The organism is Cellulomonas sp. C5510, assembly GCF_019797765.1.
Taxonomy (GTDB): Bacteria; Actinomycetota; Actinomycetes; order Actinomycetales; family Cellulomonadaceae; genus Cellulomonas.
Map to the genome: position 1 here is coordinate 587,136 of NZ_CP081862.1, position 17,175 is coordinate 604,310.

20 protein-coding genes are annotated in these 17,175 nt (G+C 74.5%); 14 read left to right on the forward strand and 6 right to left on the reverse strand.

Features of this window, described 5'->3' with window-relative positions:
• Positions 1-47 precede the first annotated feature (47 nt).
• The 6 genes from K5O09_RS02675 to flgN are packed head-to-tail and all read right to left on the reverse strand — an operon-like array spanning position 48 to position 4,855.
• Positions 48-290 (reverse strand): DUF2530 domain-containing protein, encoded by a 243-nt coding sequence (locus tag K5O09_RS02675; protein ID WP_222171330.1) that lies wholly within the window; start codon positions 288-290, stop codon positions 48-50.
• A 56-nt stretch (positions 291-346) separates the two neighbouring features.
• Positions 347-1,591: an EAL and HDOD domain-containing protein gene (locus tag K5O09_RS02680; RefSeq protein WP_222171331.1), complete on the reverse strand. Its 1,245-nt coding sequence runs from the start codon at positions 1,589-1,591 to the stop codon at positions 347-349.
• A 25-nt stretch (positions 1,592-1,616) separates the two neighbouring features.
• Positions 1,617-2,042, reverse strand: coding sequence for a flagellar assembly protein FliW (locus K5O09_RS02685; RefSeq protein WP_222171332.1), 426 nt, complete (start codon positions 2,040-2,042; stop codon positions 1,617-1,619).
• Positions 2,039-2,941, reverse strand: coding sequence for a flagellar hook-associated protein FlgL (gene flgL / locus K5O09_RS02690; RefSeq protein WP_222171333.1), 903 nt, complete (start codon positions 2,939-2,941; stop codon positions 2,039-2,041). The genes K5O09_RS02685 and flgL overlap by 4 nt, the downstream gene beginning before the upstream one ends.
• Entirely contained in the window at positions 2,938-4,356 is a 1,419-nt protein-coding gene (gene flgK, locus K5O09_RS02695; RefSeq protein WP_222171334.1) for a flagellar hook-associated protein FlgK, read from the reverse strand. Before flgK ends, flgL begins: the two co-directional genes overlap by 4 nt.
• Positions 4,357-4,369: 13 nt before the next feature.
• On the reverse strand, positions 4,370-4,855 hold the full coding sequence (gene flgN / locus K5O09_RS02700; protein ID WP_222171335.1) for a flagellar export chaperone FlgN: 486 nt from the start codon (positions 4,853-4,855) through the stop codon (positions 4,370-4,372).
• A gap of 370 nt (positions 4,856-5,225) precedes the next feature.
• Here flgN and K5O09_RS02705 point away from each other — a divergent pair, with 370 nt between their 5' ends.
• The 14 genes from K5O09_RS02705 to K5O09_RS02770 all read left to right on the forward strand — a co-directional run bounded on the left by K5O09_RS02705 (position 5,226) and on the right by K5O09_RS02770 (position 17,080).
• Positions 5,226-6,101 (forward strand): sigma-70 family RNA polymerase sigma factor, encoded by an 876-nt coding sequence (locus tag K5O09_RS02705; RefSeq protein WP_255596018.1) that lies wholly within the window; start codon positions 5,226-5,228, stop codon positions 6,099-6,101.
• A 219-nt stretch (positions 6,102-6,320) separates the two neighbouring features.
• Positions 6,321-7,514, forward strand: coding sequence for a flagellin (locus K5O09_RS02710; RefSeq protein ID WP_222171336.1), 1,194 nt, complete (start codon positions 6,321-6,323; stop codon positions 7,512-7,514).
• Positions 7,515-7,643: 129 nt separating this feature from the next.
• On the forward strand, positions 7,644-8,999 hold the full coding sequence (gene fliD / locus K5O09_RS02715; protein ID WP_222171337.1) for a flagellar filament capping protein FliD: 1,356 nt from the start codon (positions 7,644-7,646) through the stop codon (positions 8,997-8,999).
• A 28-nt stretch (positions 9,000-9,027) separates the two neighbouring features.
• Entirely contained in the window at positions 9,028-9,480 is a 453-nt protein-coding gene (gene fliS, locus K5O09_RS02720) for a flagellar export chaperone FliS (protein WP_222171338.1), read from the forward strand.
• Positions 9,470-9,910 (forward strand): hypothetical protein, encoded by a 441-nt coding sequence (locus K5O09_RS02725; RefSeq protein WP_222171339.1) that lies wholly within the window; start codon positions 9,470-9,472, stop codon positions 9,908-9,910. Before fliS ends, K5O09_RS02725 begins: the two co-directional genes overlap by 11 nt.
• Before the next feature lie 240 nt (positions 9,911-10,150).
• Positions 10,151-10,492, forward strand: a complete 342-nt coding sequence (locus tag K5O09_RS02730; protein WP_222172543.1) for a flagellar basal body protein — start codon at positions 10,151-10,153, stop codon at positions 10,490-10,492.
• Positions 10,492-10,896 carry a flagellar basal body rod protein FlgC gene (locus K5O09_RS02735; protein ID WP_222171340.1) on the forward strand — a complete coding sequence of 135 codons (405 nt, stop codon included), beginning with the start codon at positions 10,492-10,494 and terminating at the stop codon, positions 10,894-10,896. The genes K5O09_RS02730 and K5O09_RS02735 overlap by 1 nt, the downstream gene beginning before the upstream one ends.
• Positions 10,893-11,234: a flagellar hook-basal body complex protein FliE gene (locus K5O09_RS02740; protein WP_222171341.1), complete on the forward strand. Its 342-nt coding sequence runs from the start codon at positions 10,893-10,895 to the stop codon at positions 11,232-11,234. The genes K5O09_RS02735 and K5O09_RS02740 overlap by 4 nt, the downstream gene beginning before the upstream one ends.
• Complete coding sequence (gene fliF / locus K5O09_RS02745; RefSeq protein ID WP_222171342.1) at positions 11,234-12,829, forward strand: flagellar basal-body MS-ring/collar protein FliF; 1,596 nt, start codon at positions 11,234-11,236, stop codon at positions 12,827-12,829. Before K5O09_RS02740 ends, fliF begins: the two co-directional genes overlap by 1 nt.
• Positions 12,829-13,836 (forward strand): flagellar motor switch protein FliG, encoded by a 1,008-nt coding sequence (gene fliG, locus K5O09_RS02750; RefSeq protein ID WP_222171343.1) that lies wholly within the window; start codon positions 12,829-12,831, stop codon positions 13,834-13,836. Before fliF ends, fliG begins: the two co-directional genes overlap by 1 nt.
• A complete protein-coding gene (locus K5O09_RS02755) occupies positions 13,826-14,482 on the forward strand; it encodes a FliH/SctL family protein (protein ID WP_222171344.1) in 657 nt (218 codons plus the stop codon). Before fliG ends, K5O09_RS02755 begins: the two co-directional genes overlap by 11 nt.
• A 107-nt stretch (positions 14,483-14,589) precedes the next feature.
• Positions 14,590-15,876: a FliI/YscN family ATPase gene (locus tag K5O09_RS02760; protein ID WP_255596279.1), complete on the forward strand. Its 1,287-nt coding sequence runs from the start codon at positions 14,590-14,592 to the stop codon at positions 15,874-15,876.
• The gene (locus K5O09_RS02765) at positions 15,873-16,310 is read left to right on the forward strand and encodes a flagellar export protein FliJ (protein WP_222171345.1); all 438 of its coding nucleotides are present in this window, start codon (positions 15,873-15,875) and stop codon (positions 16,308-16,310) included. The genes K5O09_RS02760 and K5O09_RS02765 overlap by 4 nt, the downstream gene beginning before the upstream one ends.
• Positions 16,307-17,080 carry a C40 family peptidase gene (locus K5O09_RS02770; protein ID WP_255596019.1) on the forward strand — a complete coding sequence of 258 codons (774 nt, stop codon included), beginning with the start codon at positions 16,307-16,309 and terminating at the stop codon, positions 17,078-17,080. Before K5O09_RS02765 ends, K5O09_RS02770 begins: the two co-directional genes overlap by 4 nt.
• Positions 17,081-17,175: the final 95 nt, after the last annotated feature.

Below are 17,175 nucleotides of genomic sequence, written 5' to 3' on the forward strand. Positions count from 1 at the left end.
GCCCGCGCCGTGCCCGGCGGGCCGAGCGCGCCGTGCCCGGCGGGCCGTCAGCGCCCGGGCCGGCGGCGGCTCCAGCCGAGGCCCAGGACCCCCAGCGCCGCGCCCACGGCGCAGGTCCACACGCCGAGCGGCCCGGCGGCGCCCGTGAGCCACAGCACCAGCGCGACGACCAGCGCCGTCAGCCAGACCGCGATGCCGACGAGGAACACCGGCCGCAGGCTCACGGGCACCGGGTCGGGCGCGGGCTTGCGCTGCTCGGGGCGCAGGGCGAGGCGGATGAACGACGGCACGGCACCACCCTAGGCCGTGCGGGACGGCGCCCGGTGCGGGTCGCAGGCCCCTGCGGTCAGTCGCCGAACGCCAGCGCCGTGGCCGTGCCGAGCGCCTGCGGCACGGCCGCCAGGTACGCGTGCGCGACGTCCCACGGCTCCAGCCCGGTGGCCTGCACGGCCTCGGTGTCGTTCTCCTCGTGCGCCAGGACCGCGGCGAGCACCTTCCCGAGCCGGCCGTCGTGCCGCAGCAGCGCCCCCGCGAGCGCGTCGGAGACCCCCGTGCGCTCGACGAGCTCGACGAGGTCGATGGACTGCTGCGCCGCCACCGCGGACAGCAGACCGACGGTGTACCCGGCGTCGTCGCCGGCGAGGGTGTGGCACGCGGTGGCGCGCGTGAGGACCGACCACAGCGACGCCACGGACGTCGGCCGGGCCTGGATGAGCGACGCGATGGCCAGGGCGTGCAGCTGCCGCGGCCCGACGAGCACGACGGCCTGCTGCACGGAGTCGATCTCCCGGCGCAGGCCGAACGCCGAGGAGTTGACCAGGTGCAGCACGCGCATCGACAGCTCGGGGTCGGCGGCGACGGTCCGCACGACGGCGTGCTGGTCGACAGGGTCCTGCCCGAGCACGCGCACGAGCTCCAGGCACTGCAGCTCGCCCGCGGAGAACGTCCGGCGCACCGGCGGGGTGTCGCGCTGGAACATCGGGCCCTGCATCAGGTCGGCGCCGAGGGACAGCGCCAGTGCGACCCGCTCGGCGTCGTCCGCGTGCTCGCCGACCACCGTGGCGCCGGCGGCGTGCGCGCGGGAGACGAGGTCGGCCAGCTGGTCGGGCCCCCGTCGCAGGTCGACCTTGACCAGCGACGCCCGCGGGAGCAGGCGGTCCTGGGGCAGGGAGCCGTCGTAGTCGGCCAGCGCGACGCGCGAGCCGCGGGCCGTGGTGGCGGCGACGAGCGCATCGGCCTCGGGGTGCCGCGTCAGGGCGGGCGTGACCTCGAGCACCAGGCGCGCGGCGTCGTACCAGACGGCCACGGAGCCGGAGAGCAGCCCGGTGGTCGCGCGCAGCAGCACGGGCCGGTCGTCCGCGAGGCCCGTGAGGTCCAGGCGCCGGTACGCGGTCTCGACGGCGGGCTCGGTGACCTCCTCCGGCAGCGGGACGCCGGACGGGCCGCCGACGCGCACGCGCACGGCGTAGCCGAACACGCTCCGGTCGGGGTGGACGACCGGCTGGCGCAGCACGGTGGTCTCACCGCCGCCGATGGGCCCGGCGGGGCGGGGAGCCGCCGGCGCGACGTCGTCGCCGAGGGGGGTGGTCATGGCGGGCTCCTGCGGGAGGGGACGGTCAGGCGGCCGGGGCGAGCGGCGCGCGCAGCGGCCAGTCCTCCGTGAGGACGGTCTGCACGGCCGTCCCGCTCACGGGGTCCAGGACCAGGGGCGCGAGGAGGTTCGCGGTCGGCGGCTCGCCTCCGTCCGCGGGGCGGACCACGACGAGCCGCACCGCGTGGGCGCGGTCGGTGCCGAGGGCCGCGAGCACGTCCGCGTCGAGGGCGGGCGCGTACTCCGGGAAGAACACGGCCGGGTCGACGACGAAGAGCCGCACCGGGCGGGCACCCTCGGGCTCGGAGCGCAGCGCGTAGAGCACGCCGGCGTCGTCCAGCGGGGTGAGCGTGAAGTCCTCGTAGCCCGCGAGCCCCGGCATGGGGGACTGCAGGTGGAGGTGCTCGGGCAGGTGGGTGCGACGCGCGGCGTCGACGAGGTCAGCGGTCATCGCAGGAAGTCCAGGAGGGTCGGCTGAAGCACCTTGGCGGCGGCGCCCAGGGCGCCCTGGTACGCGACCTCCTGCGACTGGATGTCGAGGATGATCTGCGCGAGGTCGACGTCCTGGATGGCTCCGAGGCGCGTCTTGGCGGTGATCTGGTTGGCGGAGATGAGGTCCTGCGCCGAGTCGACCTGGTTCTGGCGGGCACCGTTGGACGACAGCTCCGTGAGCATGTTGTCGAGGTGGCCGTCGATCTCGTCGAGGAACGCGGAGGGGGCGAAGTCCGTGGTCGTGTCGTTCAGCGCGGCCGTGATGCGGTCGAGCACGGCGAACACCGAGTCGGTGCCCTCGCCGAAGACGGCCGAGCCGGTGCTGTCGACGCGCACCGTGGTGTCGCTCGCGACCGTGCGCTCGACGCGTCCGGTGGCGACGCCGTTGAAGACGTAGCCGCCCGCGGCGTCGCTGAACGCCTCCCCGGAGACGGTGCCCGCGAAGACGGACCGCCCCAGGTACGTGGTGTTCGCCTGGGCCAGCAGCGACTCGCGGATGCCCTCGATCTCCTGGGCGAGCGCCGCCCGGGAGGTGGTGCCGAGCGCACCGCTGCCGCCCTGGACGGTGAGGTTGCGGGCCTTGCGGAGCGAGGCGAGCGACGTGGTGAGCGCGCTGTCGACCGTGAGCAGCCAGGCCTCGCCGTCGGCGGCGTTCCGGCTGTACTGGTCGAGCAGCCGCTGGTCGCCCTGGATGCGCAGCACGTCGGCGGTGCCGGCGGGGTCGTCGGAGGCGACGTTGATCTTCGTGCCCGACGACATCTGCGCCTGCAGCTCGGACATCTTGTGCAGGTTGGTCTGCAGGTTGCCCAGCGTCGAGGCCCGCACCGTGAAGTGCGTGACGCGCCCGATGGTGCTCATCGGCCCACCACCCCCGTCCGGTTGATCAGCGTGTCGAGCATCTCGTCCACCGCGGTCAGCACGCGGGCCGCCCCCTCGTACGCCCGCTGGAACGCGAGCATGTTGACGGTCTCCTCGTCGGTGTCGACGGAGGTCTGCGCGAGCTGGGCGGTCGCGGCGGTGGCGCGTGCGGCCTCGGCGACCGTGGCGCGGGAGGACGCGCTCGCGGACTTCACACCGAGGTCGACGACGAACGCGGACCACAGGGAGTCGGGCCCGCCGGCGGTCTTCGCGAGCCCGGCGATCTTCTCCCCGACGGTGCCGTCGAACGCCTCCGCGGCGTTGGCGGACACCGCGATGTCGTCGGGGTCCGTGATCGCGACCGCGAGGCTCTTGGCCGGGCTGCCGGAGTCGTAGGTGAAGAAGTCGATGCCGGTGCGCCCGTCGACGGTGTAGCCGTCCTGGTGGATCGCGTTGACCTGCTCGGCGATCTGCGTGGCGAGCCCGTCGAGCTGCGCGGCCGCCCCGGTGAGGACGCCGCCGCTGCCCGCGGGGGCGAGGACGGTGAGCAGGCCGGCGACCGTGCCGCCGTCGATGCCGGAGGCGTGGCCGGTCTTCGCCCACCGGATGGTGACCGCGTCCCCGGCGACGGCGCCCTGGAACGACACCGGGCTGGTGGGGGCGACCTCGAGCGCGTTGGCGCTGCCCCCGGAGACCAGGGCGTTGCCGGCGACCATCACGTCGAGCGTGCCGTCCGCGTTCGCGCGGGTGGACGCGCCGACGAGGGACGACAGCTGCGTGACGAGCAGGTCGCGCTGGTCCATGAGCTCGTTGGCCGACCCGCCCGCGTTGGTGATCGCGAGGATGCGGGTGTTGAGGTCGGCGACGTTCGCGGCGGTGGTGTTCACCTGCGTGACGAGCGACGTGGTGGTCGTCAGCGCCTGCTGCCACTGGGTGTCGATGTCGCGGTACATCGTGCCGATCCGGTCGGCGACGGCCTTGCCGCGCTCGAGCAGCACGGAGCGGTTGGCGACGGTCCCGGACGAGTTGGCGACGTCCGACCAGGACGTCCAGAACGCGGTGAGGTCCTTCGAGAACCCGGTCGCGGACGGCTCGCCGATGGTGGTCTCGAGCGTCTTGTACTCGGTCGCCACGGCGGACAGCCGGGAGGCGCCGGAGGTCTCGTTGCGGACCCGGGCGTCGAGGAACACGTCGCCGAGCCGCTCGATGCCGGTCACCGCTGTGCCGATGCCGACGCCGTCCGTCGTGGAGAACATCGACGGCACGGTGGCGGCGGGCAGGGAGCTCATCGCGGCGCGCTGCCGCGTGTAGCCGACCGTGTTGGCGTTGGCCACGTTCTGGCCCGACACCTCGAGCGCCTGGCGCTGCGCGATCAGGGAGCTGAGGGCGGTGCCCAGTCCGGAGAAGGTGCTCAACGGGTCCTCTTCCTCAGAACGAGCGGTCCAGCAGCTGCGCGCTGCGGTCGGCTCCGGCGGTCGTGTGGCCCGTCGGGTCGTAGGTCTGCACCGACTCCTGCAGGGACATCAGGGTCTCCTGCGTGGCCCGGTGCGACAGGGCCAGCAGCTCGCGGTTGCCGTCGGCGAGCTGCGCGATCTCGGTGGTGAGCTGGACGAACGCGTCACGGTGCGCCTGCAGGAGGTCGTCCCAGGGAGCCGGCGCGTGCTGGGCCAGCGTCTGGAGCGTGGCGCCGGGCTCGAGGCCCAGCTCGAGCGCGACGGCGTCGGCCTCCACGGACCGGCCGAGCTCGGCGTCGCGGATCTCGTCGAGGACGGTCTCGACCTCACGGGTGGCGTGCGCGAGCCAGCGCGTGCGTCCGCTGGTGAGCACCAGCTGCTCCTCCTCGAGCTTGAACAGCAGCAGCTCGAGCAGGCGGCGCTCGGTCCACAGGACGTCGGACAGCTCGCTCAGGGCCATGGCCGTGAGCCCCCCTTTCCGTGTGGTGGTGCGTCGCTGGGCCGGTCGCGGCGGTCGCCGGGCGGCACGTCCCTCCTATCGGGCCGGCGGGGGAGGTCCTGAGCGAAATCGGACAGGTGGGTGACGGGCCGCGTGGCCTCCCAGGTCAGGGCCGCCGGAACCTGCGTCATGCAGGTTGCCGGCGTCGCCGAGCACCCACCGGATGTGATCTGCCTCACACCTGGGACCAACGTCGCGGAGCTATGGGGGTCCATGTCCGTTTTGTCGGTCCGGAACGTCCGAAATGGCCGTCCAAGTCGGATAATTCGGATACTCAGGAACTTTATGGGAATCGCTCAAGCCCGGATTCCCCGGGGTCGAGAACCGGTCCGTGAACAGCTCCGCAGCCGCCCCCGCCGTCGCCGACGACCTCGTCGTCGCGCACATGCCGATCGTCGGCTACCACGTCAGCGAGGTCCTGGCCCGGGTCCCCGCCACGGTCAGCCGCGAGGACCTCGTGTCCGCCGGCCACCTCGCCCTCGTGCTCGCCGCCCGCGCGTACGACCCGGAGACCGGCGTGCCGTTCGCCCGCTACGCCGCGCTGCGCATCCGCGGTGCCCTGATCGACGAGCTGCGCTCGATGGACTGGGCGTCGCGCGGCGCCCGGCACCGTGCCCGCGAGCTGTCCGCGGCCAGCGACCGGCTCACCGCCGCGCTCGGCCGCACGCCGTCGCGCGAGGAGCTCGCGTCGGCGCTCGGCACGGACCTCGCCGCGGTCGACCAGGCCCGCCAGGACGCCGAGCGGCGCGTGCTGTCCATCGACGCGACCGTGCACCCCGTGGCGGAGCTGGTCCGCGACGAGACGCCCGGCCCGGAGGAGAACGTGCTCACCGGCGAGCGCCTGCGCTACCTGCGCGCCGCCGTCGAGACGCTGCCCGAGCGGCTGCGCACCGTCATCGAGGGCCTGTTCCTGCAGGACCGGTCCGTCGCGGAGCTCGCCGACGAGCTCGGGGTGACGCAGTCGCGCATCAGCCAGCTCCGCACCGAGGGCCTCGCGCTCATGCGGGACGGCCTCAACGCGAGCCTCGACCCCGACCTGGTGCCCGCCGCCGAGCGTCCCGACGGCGTGGCGGAGCGCCGCCGCCGCACGTACTTCGCCGCCGTCGCGTCCCGCGCCGCGATGACCGCCGCCAGCCACCAGGCCGACGTCGCCCGGGCCGTCCCCACGCCGTACGAGGACGACGCCCGCCGGGCCGCGGCGGTCTGAGGCGCACCGGAGCAGCTCACGCACGGCGCAGGGCGCCGGCCGCACACCCGCGGCCGGCGCCCTGCGCCGTGCGGGGGGGTGCCCGCGGGGCGCGGCGGCCGTGCCCCACCCGGACGGGTGAACCGGCGCGAAACCCTCAGGCCTCCCGGCGCCCGGTCGAAGGTCAGGGGTGAGCCCACGGATGGGCCACCTCGACCCGAATCAAGGAGGAAGAGAACCATGGGTCTCTCCGTCAACACCAACATCGCGGCGCTGAACGCGTACCGCAACCTGTCCAGCACCCAGAACGACCTCAGCAAGTCCCTCGAGAAGCTCTCGAGCGGCCTGCGCATCAACCGGGCTGCGGACGACGCTGCTGGTCTGGCGATCTCCGAGGGTCTGCGCGCCCAGATCGGCGGCACCACCCAGGCCGTGCGCAACGCCCAGGACGGCATCTCGGTCGTCCAGACCGCTGAAGGCGCGCTCACCGAGACGCACTCGATCCTGCAGCGCATGCGGACCCTGTCCGTGCAGGCGTCCAACGACGGTGGTCTGTCCTCCACCGCCAAGGGCAACATCCAGGACGAGATCGGCGAGCTCAAGAAGGAGCTCACCCGCATCTCGGACACCACGCAGTTCAACGGCAAGACGCTGCTGAACGGCTCCTACGAGGGCGTGTTCCAGGTCGGCGCCAACACCTCGAGCGCCGACTCGATCACGGTCGACCTGACCGCGAAGTCCATGAGCGCGGCCGGCCTCGGCGTCGACAACATCGACGTCACCTCCGGTGGCTCGACCTGGACCTTCGGCCCGGGCACGATGGACTACGCGGGTGCGGCCCCGGCCGCCGACCTGTCCTTCGCGTTCGGCGGCAACACCTACACGGTCGACGCCGCGTCGATCACCTGGGCCGGCGGCGGTACCGCCAACGCCAGCCAGGCGGAGGCCAACCGCAACGCGCTGCAGTCCGCCGTCGACTCCGCGCTGTCGGGCTCCGGCCTGTCGGTGAAGTTCGGCGCCTACGGCGACGTCACGGTCCAGGGCCCGGAGAAGACCGCCGCGGGTGCGGCCGTCGTCACCGGTGACCTGGTCGCGGACGTGGACGGCGCCGCCGGTGCCGACACCGCCACCTTCGCGAACGTCGCGTCCAACGCGGGTGCGACCTCGGCGATCGACGCCATCGACGCGGCCATCCAGTCCGTGTCGAAGGTCCGCTCGCAGCTCGGTGCGGTCCAGAACCGCTTCGACCACACCATCAACAACCTGAACGTCGCGGTGGAGAACCTCTCCGCGTCGGACAGCCGGATCCGCGACACGGACATGGCCTCGGAGATGGTGTCGTACACGCGGGCGTCGATCCTGTCGCAGGCCGGCACCGCGATGCTCGCCCAGGCCAAGTCGCTGCCGCAGAGCGTGCTCCAGCTCCTGCAGTGACCTGACCGCCGCCCGGCCTCGTGACGGGCGGCACCGCACGACCGGCCAGGCGGTGGGTGGACGACCGTCCGCCCACCGCCTGGCCGCATCACCACCACCGCCGACCAGCACAGCGAGGGACTGCAGACGATGGCGAGCAGCATCGGGATCGACGGCCTGAGCTCCGGCCTGGACACCACCGCGATCATCGACAAGCTGATGGCGGTCGAGGCGAACCAGCAGAAGCTGCTGGCGAGCAAGAAGTCCGGGCTGCAGTCCGTGGTCTCCGCGCTCCAGTCGCTGAACACCAAGGTGTCCTCGCTCGGCACGGCCGCCGGCGCCGCCGCGAAGGCGGAGTCCTGGCAGGCGGCGAAGGCGACCTCCTCGTCGACCGCGGTCACCGCCGTCACCTCGGCCGGCGCGCAGCCGTCGTCGCTCGCGTTCACCGTCGACGCGGTCGCGGCCTCGCAGTCCACGCTCTACACGCTGCCCGCGCAGTACACGGACCTGCAGCCGTCGTTCACGCTGACGCGCGGCGGGGAGACCACCACCATCAAGGCCCTGAGCTCGAACATCGGGGACGTCGTCGCCGCCTTCAACGCGGAGGGCACCGGCGTCACCGCGACCGCGGTCAACGTGGGCACCGCGGCCGCCCCCGTCTACACGCTGCAGCTCACGGGCACCGAGACCGGCGCCGCCAACGGGTTCACGGTCGCCGTCGGGAACCCGGCTGCGGGCCAGACCCTCACGTCGCAGCAGCTCCGCGCGGCGTCGGACGCGTCGATCACGCTCTGGCCCGACACCGCCGGCGCGACGACGGTCACCTCCGCGAGCAACACGTTCGAGGGGCTGCTCACCGGCGTCGACGTCACCGTCTCGGCCACCACCGAGGAGCCGGTCACGCTCACGGTGACCCGGGACGCCAAGGCGATGAGCACGCTGGCGCAGAACCTCGTGACCAACCTCAACCTGGTGCTCAGCGAGATCACCAGCCGCACCACCCCGGGCACCGGCACCGCCGCCGACGGCAGCTCGATCATCACCGCGGGCCTGCTGTCCGGCGACACCACCATCCGGCTCCTGCAGCAGCAGCTGCTCGCCGCGGGCTCGACGGCGGCCGACGGCACCGACGTGGCCAGCACCGGCATCGTGCTCGGCAAGGACGGCACGTTCAGCTTCGACGCGGAGAAGTTCGCCGCGGCGTACGCCGCCGACCCCACGGCGGTGCAGGACGTCGTCCAGAAGATCGCCGCCTCGCTCGAGACCGCCGCGAAGGACGCCTCCGACGCGACCGACGGCACGCTGACGACCTCGATCAAGGTCCGCGAGGACGAGGTGAAGGACCTCACCGACCGGATCGCGAGCTGGGACGACCGGCTGGCCACGCGCCGCGCCGCGCTGGTCAAGACGTACGCCGCCATGGAGGTCGCCATGTCGCAGATGCAGTCGACCTCGAACTTCCTCACCCAGCAGCTCGCCCAGCTCAACGCGAACAACGCGAGCTGAGCCGCCCGATCCCGAACGGAGGGCCGTCGTGTACGACGTCCGGACCCGGTACCTCGCCGACGCGGTCGCCACCGCGGGCCCCGCGAAGCTCCTCACCATGCTCTACGACCGGCTGCTGCTCGACCTGGACCGCGCCGAGGTGCGGCTGCGCGCCGGCGACCGGGTGGGCGGCACGTCCCAGCTCGGCCACGCGCAGGAGATCGTCGCGGAGCTCATGGCCAACCTCGACGTCGACGCGTGGGACGGCGCGGAGCGGCTGCTGTCGGTCTACACGTTCCTGCTGTCCGAGCTGATCGGTGCCGGCACCTCGGGCGACGCGGACCGGGTCGCGGCCTGCCGCGGCGTCGTCGCGCCGCTCGCCGAGACGTGGCGCGAGGCCGCCGCTGTCGTGGCGCAGGACGTGCCGGCCCCGCGGCCGGCGTCGGCGTTCGAGACCGCCTCGGGCGCCGCGGGCGGCACCGGGGTGCTCGGTGTCGGCTGAGGCGCCCGCGGTCGGCGCCGTGACGGCGCCGGCCGAGGGCCCGGCGGTCGACGGCTACGCCGACCCCGGCACGGGCACCCGCGGCGGCGACGCCCGCGGGCGGGACGAGCGGGAGTCGGCCTGGGCGCGCGCGCTGGCCGAGATGGAGTCGGTCGCGGACCGGGCCGAGGCGCTGCTGCGCGCCGCCCGGTCGCCCGAGGTCGCGGCCGGTCCGGACGTCGCGGTGACGGAGCCGTGGCGCACCCCCCGCGGGCTCGGCCCCCTGCCGCTGGACCTCGCGCCCCGCGCCGCCGCCCTGGTGGAGCGGCAGCGCGACCTGGTGCGCCGCACCGCCGAGCAGCTCGGCGAGCACCGCCGCAGCCTGCGCCTCGCGGACTCCATGCGGACCCGGCCCGCCGCGGTCCCCGTCTACCTCGACGCGGAGGCCTGACCCCGGTCGGGCGACCCTGCGAACGCCCCGCACCCCGCGCGGCTGGGGACGGGAGCGGGCGAAGCGGACAGACCGCGCGTATCCCCTCCCTCGCGCGGGTGACGCGGCAAGAAGTCCGCCCTGGACCCTCAGTGCGGTCCCGTCGCCGCCGATGGGGGCAGTGAGCAGGGATCGCTCGCGCAGCAGGCCACGGACAGGCCGATCAGGACCAACCTCGGTGAGGGTGACCCTGCCATGGGCATGTTCGACTCCGTGAGCTACGTCGCGCTGAACAGCGCGCTGGACGGGCTGGCCCTGCGCCAGCGCGTGATCGCCGAGAACGTCGCGAACATCCAGACGCCCGGCTACCAGGCCAAGAAGGTCCAGTTCGAGGACGCGCTGGCCCGCGCGGTCGACGGCGGCACCGGCGCGACCTCCGCCACCGTCGCCCGGTCGCTCGAGCCCACCCGCACCGACGGCAACAACGTCAACCTCGACGAGGAGACGCTGCTCAACGTCGACACGAACCTGCGGTACCAGCTCGCGACCCAGGCCGTCGACGGCACGTTCTCCGGCGTGCGCATCGCGATGCGGACCTCCTGATGACGACCTTCGGGGCGATCGGCGTCGCCAGCACCGGCATGACCGTGTACCGCAAGTGGATCGACGCGGTCAGCGACAACCTCGCGAACATGAACAACGCGACCTCCACCACGGAGGCCGCGTACCAGGCCAAGTACGTCGTGGCGAGCGAGATCCCCACCGAGAACGGTGGCGGGGCGCAGGTGTCCGGCATCGCGCTGGGGTCCGCCGAGGGCCGCGTCGTCTACGAGCCCACCAACCCGCTGGCCGACGAGGAGGGGTACGTGCGCTACCCCGACGTCGACATGGCCAGCCAGATGACCCAGCTCATCATGGCGCAGCGCGGCTACCAGGCGAACGCGGCGGTCGTGGACCGCGCGCGGGCGTCCTACGAGGCCGCGCTGCAGATCGGACGGACCTCGTGAGCATCCAGCCCGTCGGCGGCGTCTCCGGCGTCAGCCCCACCACGTACCTGTCGGCGCTGTCCGACCTGGCGGGCGCCTCCGCCACGTCGGGTGCGTCCGCCACCGGCGTCGCCGGGCTCGACGGCGGGTTCGCCGCGGCCCTCGGTGCCGTCGACCACGTCCAGCAGCTGCAGTCCACCAGCCAGGCGCTGGCGGTCCAGGCCGTCACCGGCGACCTCGACGACGTCCACGACTACACGGTGGCGTCGTCCGAGGCGAAGCTCGCGCTCGAGCTCACCGCCGCCGTGCGCAACAAGGCCGTCGACGCGTTCACCGAGATCATGAGGATGCAGGCCTGATGCCCGCCCAGGTGAAGTCCCTGTTCGGCCGCATGAGCGGGGCCGTCAAGCAGTTCTCGCTGCCCCAGAAGACGTTCGCGGTCATCGCGGTCGCCGCGATCCTGCTCGGCGGGTTCGCGGTGTACTCGTGGGCCAGCAAGCCGACGCTCGCGCCGCTGTTCTCCGGTCTGTCCGCCACCGACGCCTCGGCGGTGGTCGACCAGCTCTCCGCGCAGGGCGTGTCCTACGAGCTCACCGACGGCGGCGGCACCGTCATGGTCCCGCAGGACAAGCTGTACGCGATGCGGCTCAAGCTCGCCGCGGCCGGGCTGCCGGCGAACGCCGAGGGCGACGGCTACTCGCTGCTCGACGGCATGTCCATGACGTCCAGCGAGTTCCAGCAGCAGACCACCTACCAGCGCGCGCTGGAGGGCGAGCTCGCCAAGACGGTCGGCGCGATGTCCGGCGTCGAGGCGGCGTCCGTCAAGCTCGCGCTGCCGCAGGAGACCGTGTTCGTCTCCGAGAAGCAGGACCCGACGGCGTCGGTGTTCGTGCGCACCCGCACCGGCACCGAGCTGACCACCGACCAGGTCGAGGCGATCGTCCACCTGGTCTCCGCCGGCATCGAGGGCATGAAGGCCACGGACGTCGCGGTCGTGGACTCCACGGGCAAGGTGCTCTCCGAGGTCGGCACCGGCATCACCGCCGGCTCCGGGGACGAGGCGACGTCGGCCTACGAGCAGCGCGTGACCGGTGCGGTGCAGGCGCTGCTCGACCAGGTGGTCGGCGCCGGCAAGTCGGCCGTGACCGTCACGGCCGAGCTGAACCAGGACCAGACGCAGCGCACCTCGGAGGAGTTCTCGACCGCGGAGGACGTGCCGCCGCTGGTGTCCTCCACCACGGAGGAGACCTACACGGGCGCCGGGACGGGCACCGCCGCGGGCGTGCTCGGCCCGGACAACATCGCGGTGCCGAGCGGGACCGACGGCACGGGCGAGTACGCGAAGACCACCGAGGACGTCAGCAACGCGGTGAACAAGGTCACCGAGGTGACGACCGTCGCGCCCGGCACGGTCCAGCGGCAGTCCCTCGCGGTGCTCGTGGACCAGACGGCCGCCGCGGGGATCGACCTCAACCAGCTCACCGCGACCCTGACCGCCGCCGCGGGCATCGACACCGGCCGTGGCGACACGATCGCGGTGCAGGCCATGGCCTTCGACACGACCAGTGCGGACGCCGCCGCCGACGCGCTGGCCGCCGCCGACGCCCAGGCCGCGGCCGACCAGCGGGCGGACCTGCTGCGGCAGGCCGTCATCGCCGGAGCCCTGCTGCTGGTGGTGGTCGTGGTGGCGATCGTGCTGGCCCGCCGGTCGCGGCGCAGCCGTCGCGAGGCGCTCGACATCGGCGAGCTGCCGCTCGTCGACGGCCCGTCCGAGGCCGCCGAGCTGGAGGCGCCGGCGGACATCCCCCCGGCGCTGCCCGGCCCGGCCGAGGTGGACCCGGTGGCCGCCTCGCTCGCGGTCAAGCGCGCCGAGATCGCCGCGCTCGCGGACGAGCAGCCCGACGAGGTCGCGGACCTCCTGCGCGGCTGGCTGACTCCGGCCGGACGGCGCTGATGGCCACCACGACGCTCACCGGCACGCAGAAGGCCGCCATGCTGCTGCTGCAGCTCGGTCGCGAGCGCGCCGCCCGGGTGATGGCGCAGCTCGACGTCGCCGAGATCGAGGAGCTCACGGCCGAGATCATGCGGTTGGAGCGCGTCGACCAGACGATGGCCGACGAGGTCGTCGAGGAGTTCTACTCCGCGTCGATGATCGGGCCCGGCGTCAACGGCGGGCTCGGGCTGGCCACCCAGCTCCTCGAGGGCGCGCTCGGGCGCGACCAGGCGGCCGGCGTCATCGAGCGGCTCCAGACCTCGATGGCGGGGCAGCCGTTCGAGTTCCTGCAGAACGCGGACGCGCGACAGGTGCTGTCGCTGCTGAACGGCGAGCACCCGCAGGCCGTGGCGCTCGTGCTCGCGCACCTGCGCCCCGAGCACGCCTCCGCGATCATGGCGGGCCTGCCGCCGGAGCAGCAGTCCGAGGTCGCGCACCGCATCGCGCTCATGGAGCGGGCCTCGCCGGACGTCGTGCAGGTCATCGCCGAGTCGATGCAGCGCAAGGCCTCGACCGTTCTGACGCCGAACGAGCTGTCGGCCGTGGGCGGCGTGCAGCCGCTCGTCGAGATCATCAACCGGGCCGACCCGACCACGGAGAAGCTCATCCTCGAGGGCCTGCAGAGCCGCGACGAGGCGCTCGCCGACGAGGTGCGCAGCCGGATGTTCGTGTTCGGCGACATCGTGCTGCTCGAGGACCGCGCGATGCAGCTCGTGCTGCGCCAGGTCGAGACCAACGAGCTGTCCGTGGCCCTCAAGGGCGCGACGCCGGAGGTCCGCGACAAGACGCTGCGCAACCTGTCCGAGCGCGCCCGGGAGAACCTCGAGGAGGAGATCGAGCTGCTCGGCCCGGTCCGCCTCTCGCAGGTCGAGGAGGCGCGCGCCGGCATCGTCCAGGTGATCCGCCGCCTCGAGGAGTCGGGCCAGATCGTCATCCGGCGCGAGGGGGAGGACGAGTATGTCTCCTGAGCCCCGGTTCACCCAGGTGTTCGGTGCCACGAGCGTGGCGGAGCCGTCGTCCCGCGCGGAGGGCTATGCCGCGGGGTACGCGGCCGGCTACGCCGCGGGCGCCCGCGAGGCCGCCCGCGCCGCGGAGGCCGAGGCCGCCCGCGTGCAGCGCGAGCGCGCCGAGGCCGACGCCCGCCGCGCTGCCGAGCACGCCGACGCCCTCGCCGTGCTCACGGCCGCCGCCCGGGCCGCCGCCGAGCGGAGCGCGCCCGTGCTGGCGGCGTCCGAGGCCGTGCTGCACGGCGCGGCGCTCGAGCTCGCGGCCGTCGTCCTCGGTCAGGAGCTCTCCGACGCGCCCACGGCGGCGAGCGCGGCGCTGCGCCGGGTGCGCGCGCAGGACCCGCGCCGCGAGGTGCACACCGTGCGGCTGCACCCGCGCGACCTCGCGGTCGTCCGGGCGGTGCTGTCCGCGCCCGCCACCTCGGGCGACGTGCTCGCCGGCCTGCCGGACCTGACCGGCGTCGAGCTCGTCGCCGACCCCGCGCTCGAGCCCGGCGACGCCGTCGGCGAGCTCCCGGACGGGTACCTCGACGCGCGCATCGGCGCGGCGCTGGACCGTGCGCGGGCGGCGCTCGCCGAGTCCGCGCAGGCGGGCGGTGCGCTGTGACCACGACGGCGGGCGTGCTGCCGACGCCGCGCACGGGAGCCGTGGGCGGCGCTGGGGCGGCCGGGACTGCCGGGGCGCACCCCGGCGGGCCGGCGTGGGCCGCGGCCCTGAGCGCCGCCCGCCCGGAGCGGGTCGGCTCGGTGCGCGGCGTCGTCGGTCTGACGGTCGAGGTCGCGGGCACGGGCGCCGCCGTGGGCGAGCTCGTCACCATCGAGACCGCCGACGGCCTGGTCCCCGCCGAGGTGGTCGCCACCGGGCAGGGGTCGGCCCACGCCATGCCGCTCGGCCCGACGCACGGCCTGCGCGCCGGGATGCGGGTGCGGCCGCGGGGCTCCGCGCTGACAGCCCCCGTGGGCCCCGGGCTGCTCGGCCGCGTGCTCGACGGCCTCGGCCGTCCCATCGACGGTCGCGGCCCCCTCACCGGCGTCGGCCGCGTCGAGGTGACCGGCCAGGCCCCGCACCCCCTGGCCCGCGCGCGCGTCGAGCGGCCGCTGGACCTCGGCGTCCGGGTGCTCGACACGCTCGTCACCGCCGGCCGCGGTCAGCGCCTCGGCCTGTTCGCCGGGTCGGGCGTCGGCAAGTCGAGCCTGCTGTCGATGATCGCGCGCGGCACGGACGCGCAGGTCTCCGTCATCGCCCTCGTCGGGGAACGGGGCCGCGAGGTCCGGGAGTTCCTCGAGGACGACCTCGGGCCGGAGGGTCTCGCGCGGTCCGTCGTCGTGGTCGCGACCTCCGACGAGCCGCCGCTGGTGCGCCTGCGCTCCGCGTTCGTCGCCACCCGCATCGCCGAGTGGTTCCGCGACCGCGGCGACGACGTCGTGCTCATGATGGACTCGCTCACACGCGTCGCGATGGCGCAGCGCGAGATCGGGCTGTCCGTCGGCGAGCCGCCCGCCACGCGCGGCTACCCGCCGAGCACGTTCGCGCTGCTGGCCCAGCTGCTCGAGCGTGCCGGCACCGGCGCGAGCGGCTCCGTCACCGGCCTGTACACCGTGCTGGTGGACGGCGACGACCACAACGAGCCGGTCGCCGACGCCGCGCGGTCGATCCTCGACGGGCACGTGGTGCTGGACCGCAAGCTCGCCGTGGCCGGCCACTTCCCGTCGGTCGACGCGCTCGGGTCCATCTCCCGCGTCGCGTCGCGCGTCCTGCGACCCGAGCAGAAGGACCTCGCCACCCGGCTGCGCCGCGTCATGGCGGCGCGGCGCCAGGCGCAGGACCTGCTCGACGTGGGCGCCTACGTCACGGGGTCGAACCCGCTGGTCGACGCCGCCGTCACGCACGGCGCGGCCATCGACTCCTTCCTGCGTCAGGGCATGGACGAGCGCGCGCCCGCCGCCGACTCCTGGGGGCGGCTCGCCGCGCTCGTCGCCGCGATGGGGGACCTGCCGTGAGCCGCGCCTTCCGCCTGGCCGGGCTGCTGCGGCTGCGCACCCTCGCCGAGGAGCAGGCCGCCGCCCGCCTCGGCGACGCCACCCGCAGCCGTGACGCGGCCGCCGCGCGCCGCGACGCCACCCAGGCCGCGCTCGGGGACGCCCGGTTCCCGTCCGGCACGGACGCGCTCGGCATGCGCGCGGTCGTCGCCAGCCGGATGGCGCTGTCCGCGCTGCTGGTCGACCAGCGCGCCGCGGCCACCGCCGCGCAGGACGTCGTCGAGGCCGCGGACACCGCCTGGTCGCAGGCCCGCACCCGCACCCGCACGCTCGAGAAGCTCCAGGAGAAGCACGAGGAGACGGTGCGGGTCGAGGACCAGCGCGCCGAGCAGGTCGTGCTGGACGAGGTCGCGGGGCGCCGCAGCGTCGCGCCGTCGCCGGGGGAGCTCCGGTGACCGGCGCGGTGACCGGAGCGGTGGCCGCCGTGCAGGCGCGCATCGCCCAGATCCAGCAGTCCGTCGCGCCCGCGGCCGTCGTCACGACGCCCGTGGTGGGCGGCGTCGACGGGCCCGGAGCCGCCGCGAGCGGTGCGTCCGGGACCTCGCTCGCGTCGTCGTCCACGACCGGCGCGGCCTTCGCCGCCGCGCTCGCGGAGCTCACCGGCACCGGGTCCGCCGTCGCAGGCTCCGACGTGGCTGCGGCGGGGGCGGGGAACGGGACCGCCGGGACCGCGACCGGGCAGGACCTCGTCGCCGCCGCCCGGCGGTACCTCGGCGTGCCGTACGTGTGGGGCGGGGAGTCCCTCGACGAGGGCGGCCTCGACTGCTCCGGGCTGGTGCTGCGCTCGCTCGCCGACCTCGGCGTCACGGGCGTCCCGCGGGTCGCCCGCGACCAGGCGACGCTCGGCACGGAGGTCCCGTCGCTCGACCAGGCGCTCCCGGGCGACCTCGTCGTGCTGTCCGGCGGCTCGCACATCGGCATCTACGTCGGTGACGGGAGGATGATCGACGCCCCGAAGCCCGGCGCCAGCGTGACCGTGCGCGACGTCTACGCCGAGCCGACCACCATCCGGCGGGTGCTGCCGCAGTCCGGGGCATCCTCCGCCGCGACCGCGCTCACCGGCGCGCTCGCCTCCTCCAGCGCCGGGCGCACCGCCCTCGCGCTGCTCGCGGGCTCCGGCTCGACCTCGACCCTGACCTCGTCCCTGTGGGGGGCTGCCTCGTGACCACGACCACCCTGACCGCCCTGCCCGCGCGCGCCGCGGCAGCCACCGCCGGCGGCACCGGCACGGGCACCCGGACCGCCGCGAGCGGGTTCGAC

What these genes read in the sequence shown, in the direction of transcription:
- fliF (WP_222171342.1), top strand. Translation starts at nt 11,234, where the DNA reads ATGCCCGCCCAGGTGAAGTCCCTGTTCGGCCGCATGAGCGGGGCCGTC.
- K5O09_RS02710 (WP_222171336.1), top strand. Translation starts at nt 6,321, where the DNA reads ATGGGTCTCTCCGTCAACACCAACATCGCGGCGCTGAACGCGTACCGC.
- flgN (WP_222171335.1), bottom strand. Translation starts at nt 4,855, where the DNA reads ATGGCCCTGAGCGAGCTGTCCGACGTCCTGTGGACCGAGCGCCGCCTG.
- K5O09_RS02735 (WP_222171340.1), top strand. Translation starts at nt 10,492, where the DNA reads ATGACGACCTTCGGGGCGATCGGCGTCGCCAGCACCGGCATGACCGTG.
- fliD (WP_222171337.1), top strand. Translation starts at nt 7,644, where the DNA reads ATGGCGAGCAGCATCGGGATCGACGGCCTGAGCTCCGGCCTGGACACC.
- K5O09_RS02680 (WP_222171331.1), bottom strand. Translation starts at nt 1,591, where the DNA reads ATGACCACCCCCCTCGGCGACGACGTCGCGCCGGCGGCTCCCCGCCCC.
- K5O09_RS02685 (WP_222171332.1), bottom strand. Translation starts at nt 2,042, where the DNA reads ATGACCGCTGACCTCGTCGACGCCGCGCGTCGCACCCACCTGCCCGAG.
- flgL (WP_222171333.1), bottom strand. Translation starts at nt 2,941, where the DNA reads ATGAGCACCATCGGGCGCGTCACGCACTTCACGGTGCGGGCCTCGACG.
- K5O09_RS02730 (WP_222172543.1), top strand. Translation starts at nt 10,151, where the DNA reads ATGTTCGACTCCGTGAGCTACGTCGCGCTGAACAGCGCGCTGGACGGG.
- fliG (WP_222171343.1), top strand. Translation starts at nt 12,829, where the DNA reads ATGGCCACCACGACGCTCACCGGCACGCAGAAGGCCGCCATGCTGCTG.
- K5O09_RS02755 (WP_222171344.1), top strand. Translation starts at nt 13,826, where the DNA reads ATGTCTCCTGAGCCCCGGTTCACCCAGGTGTTCGGTGCCACGAGCGTG.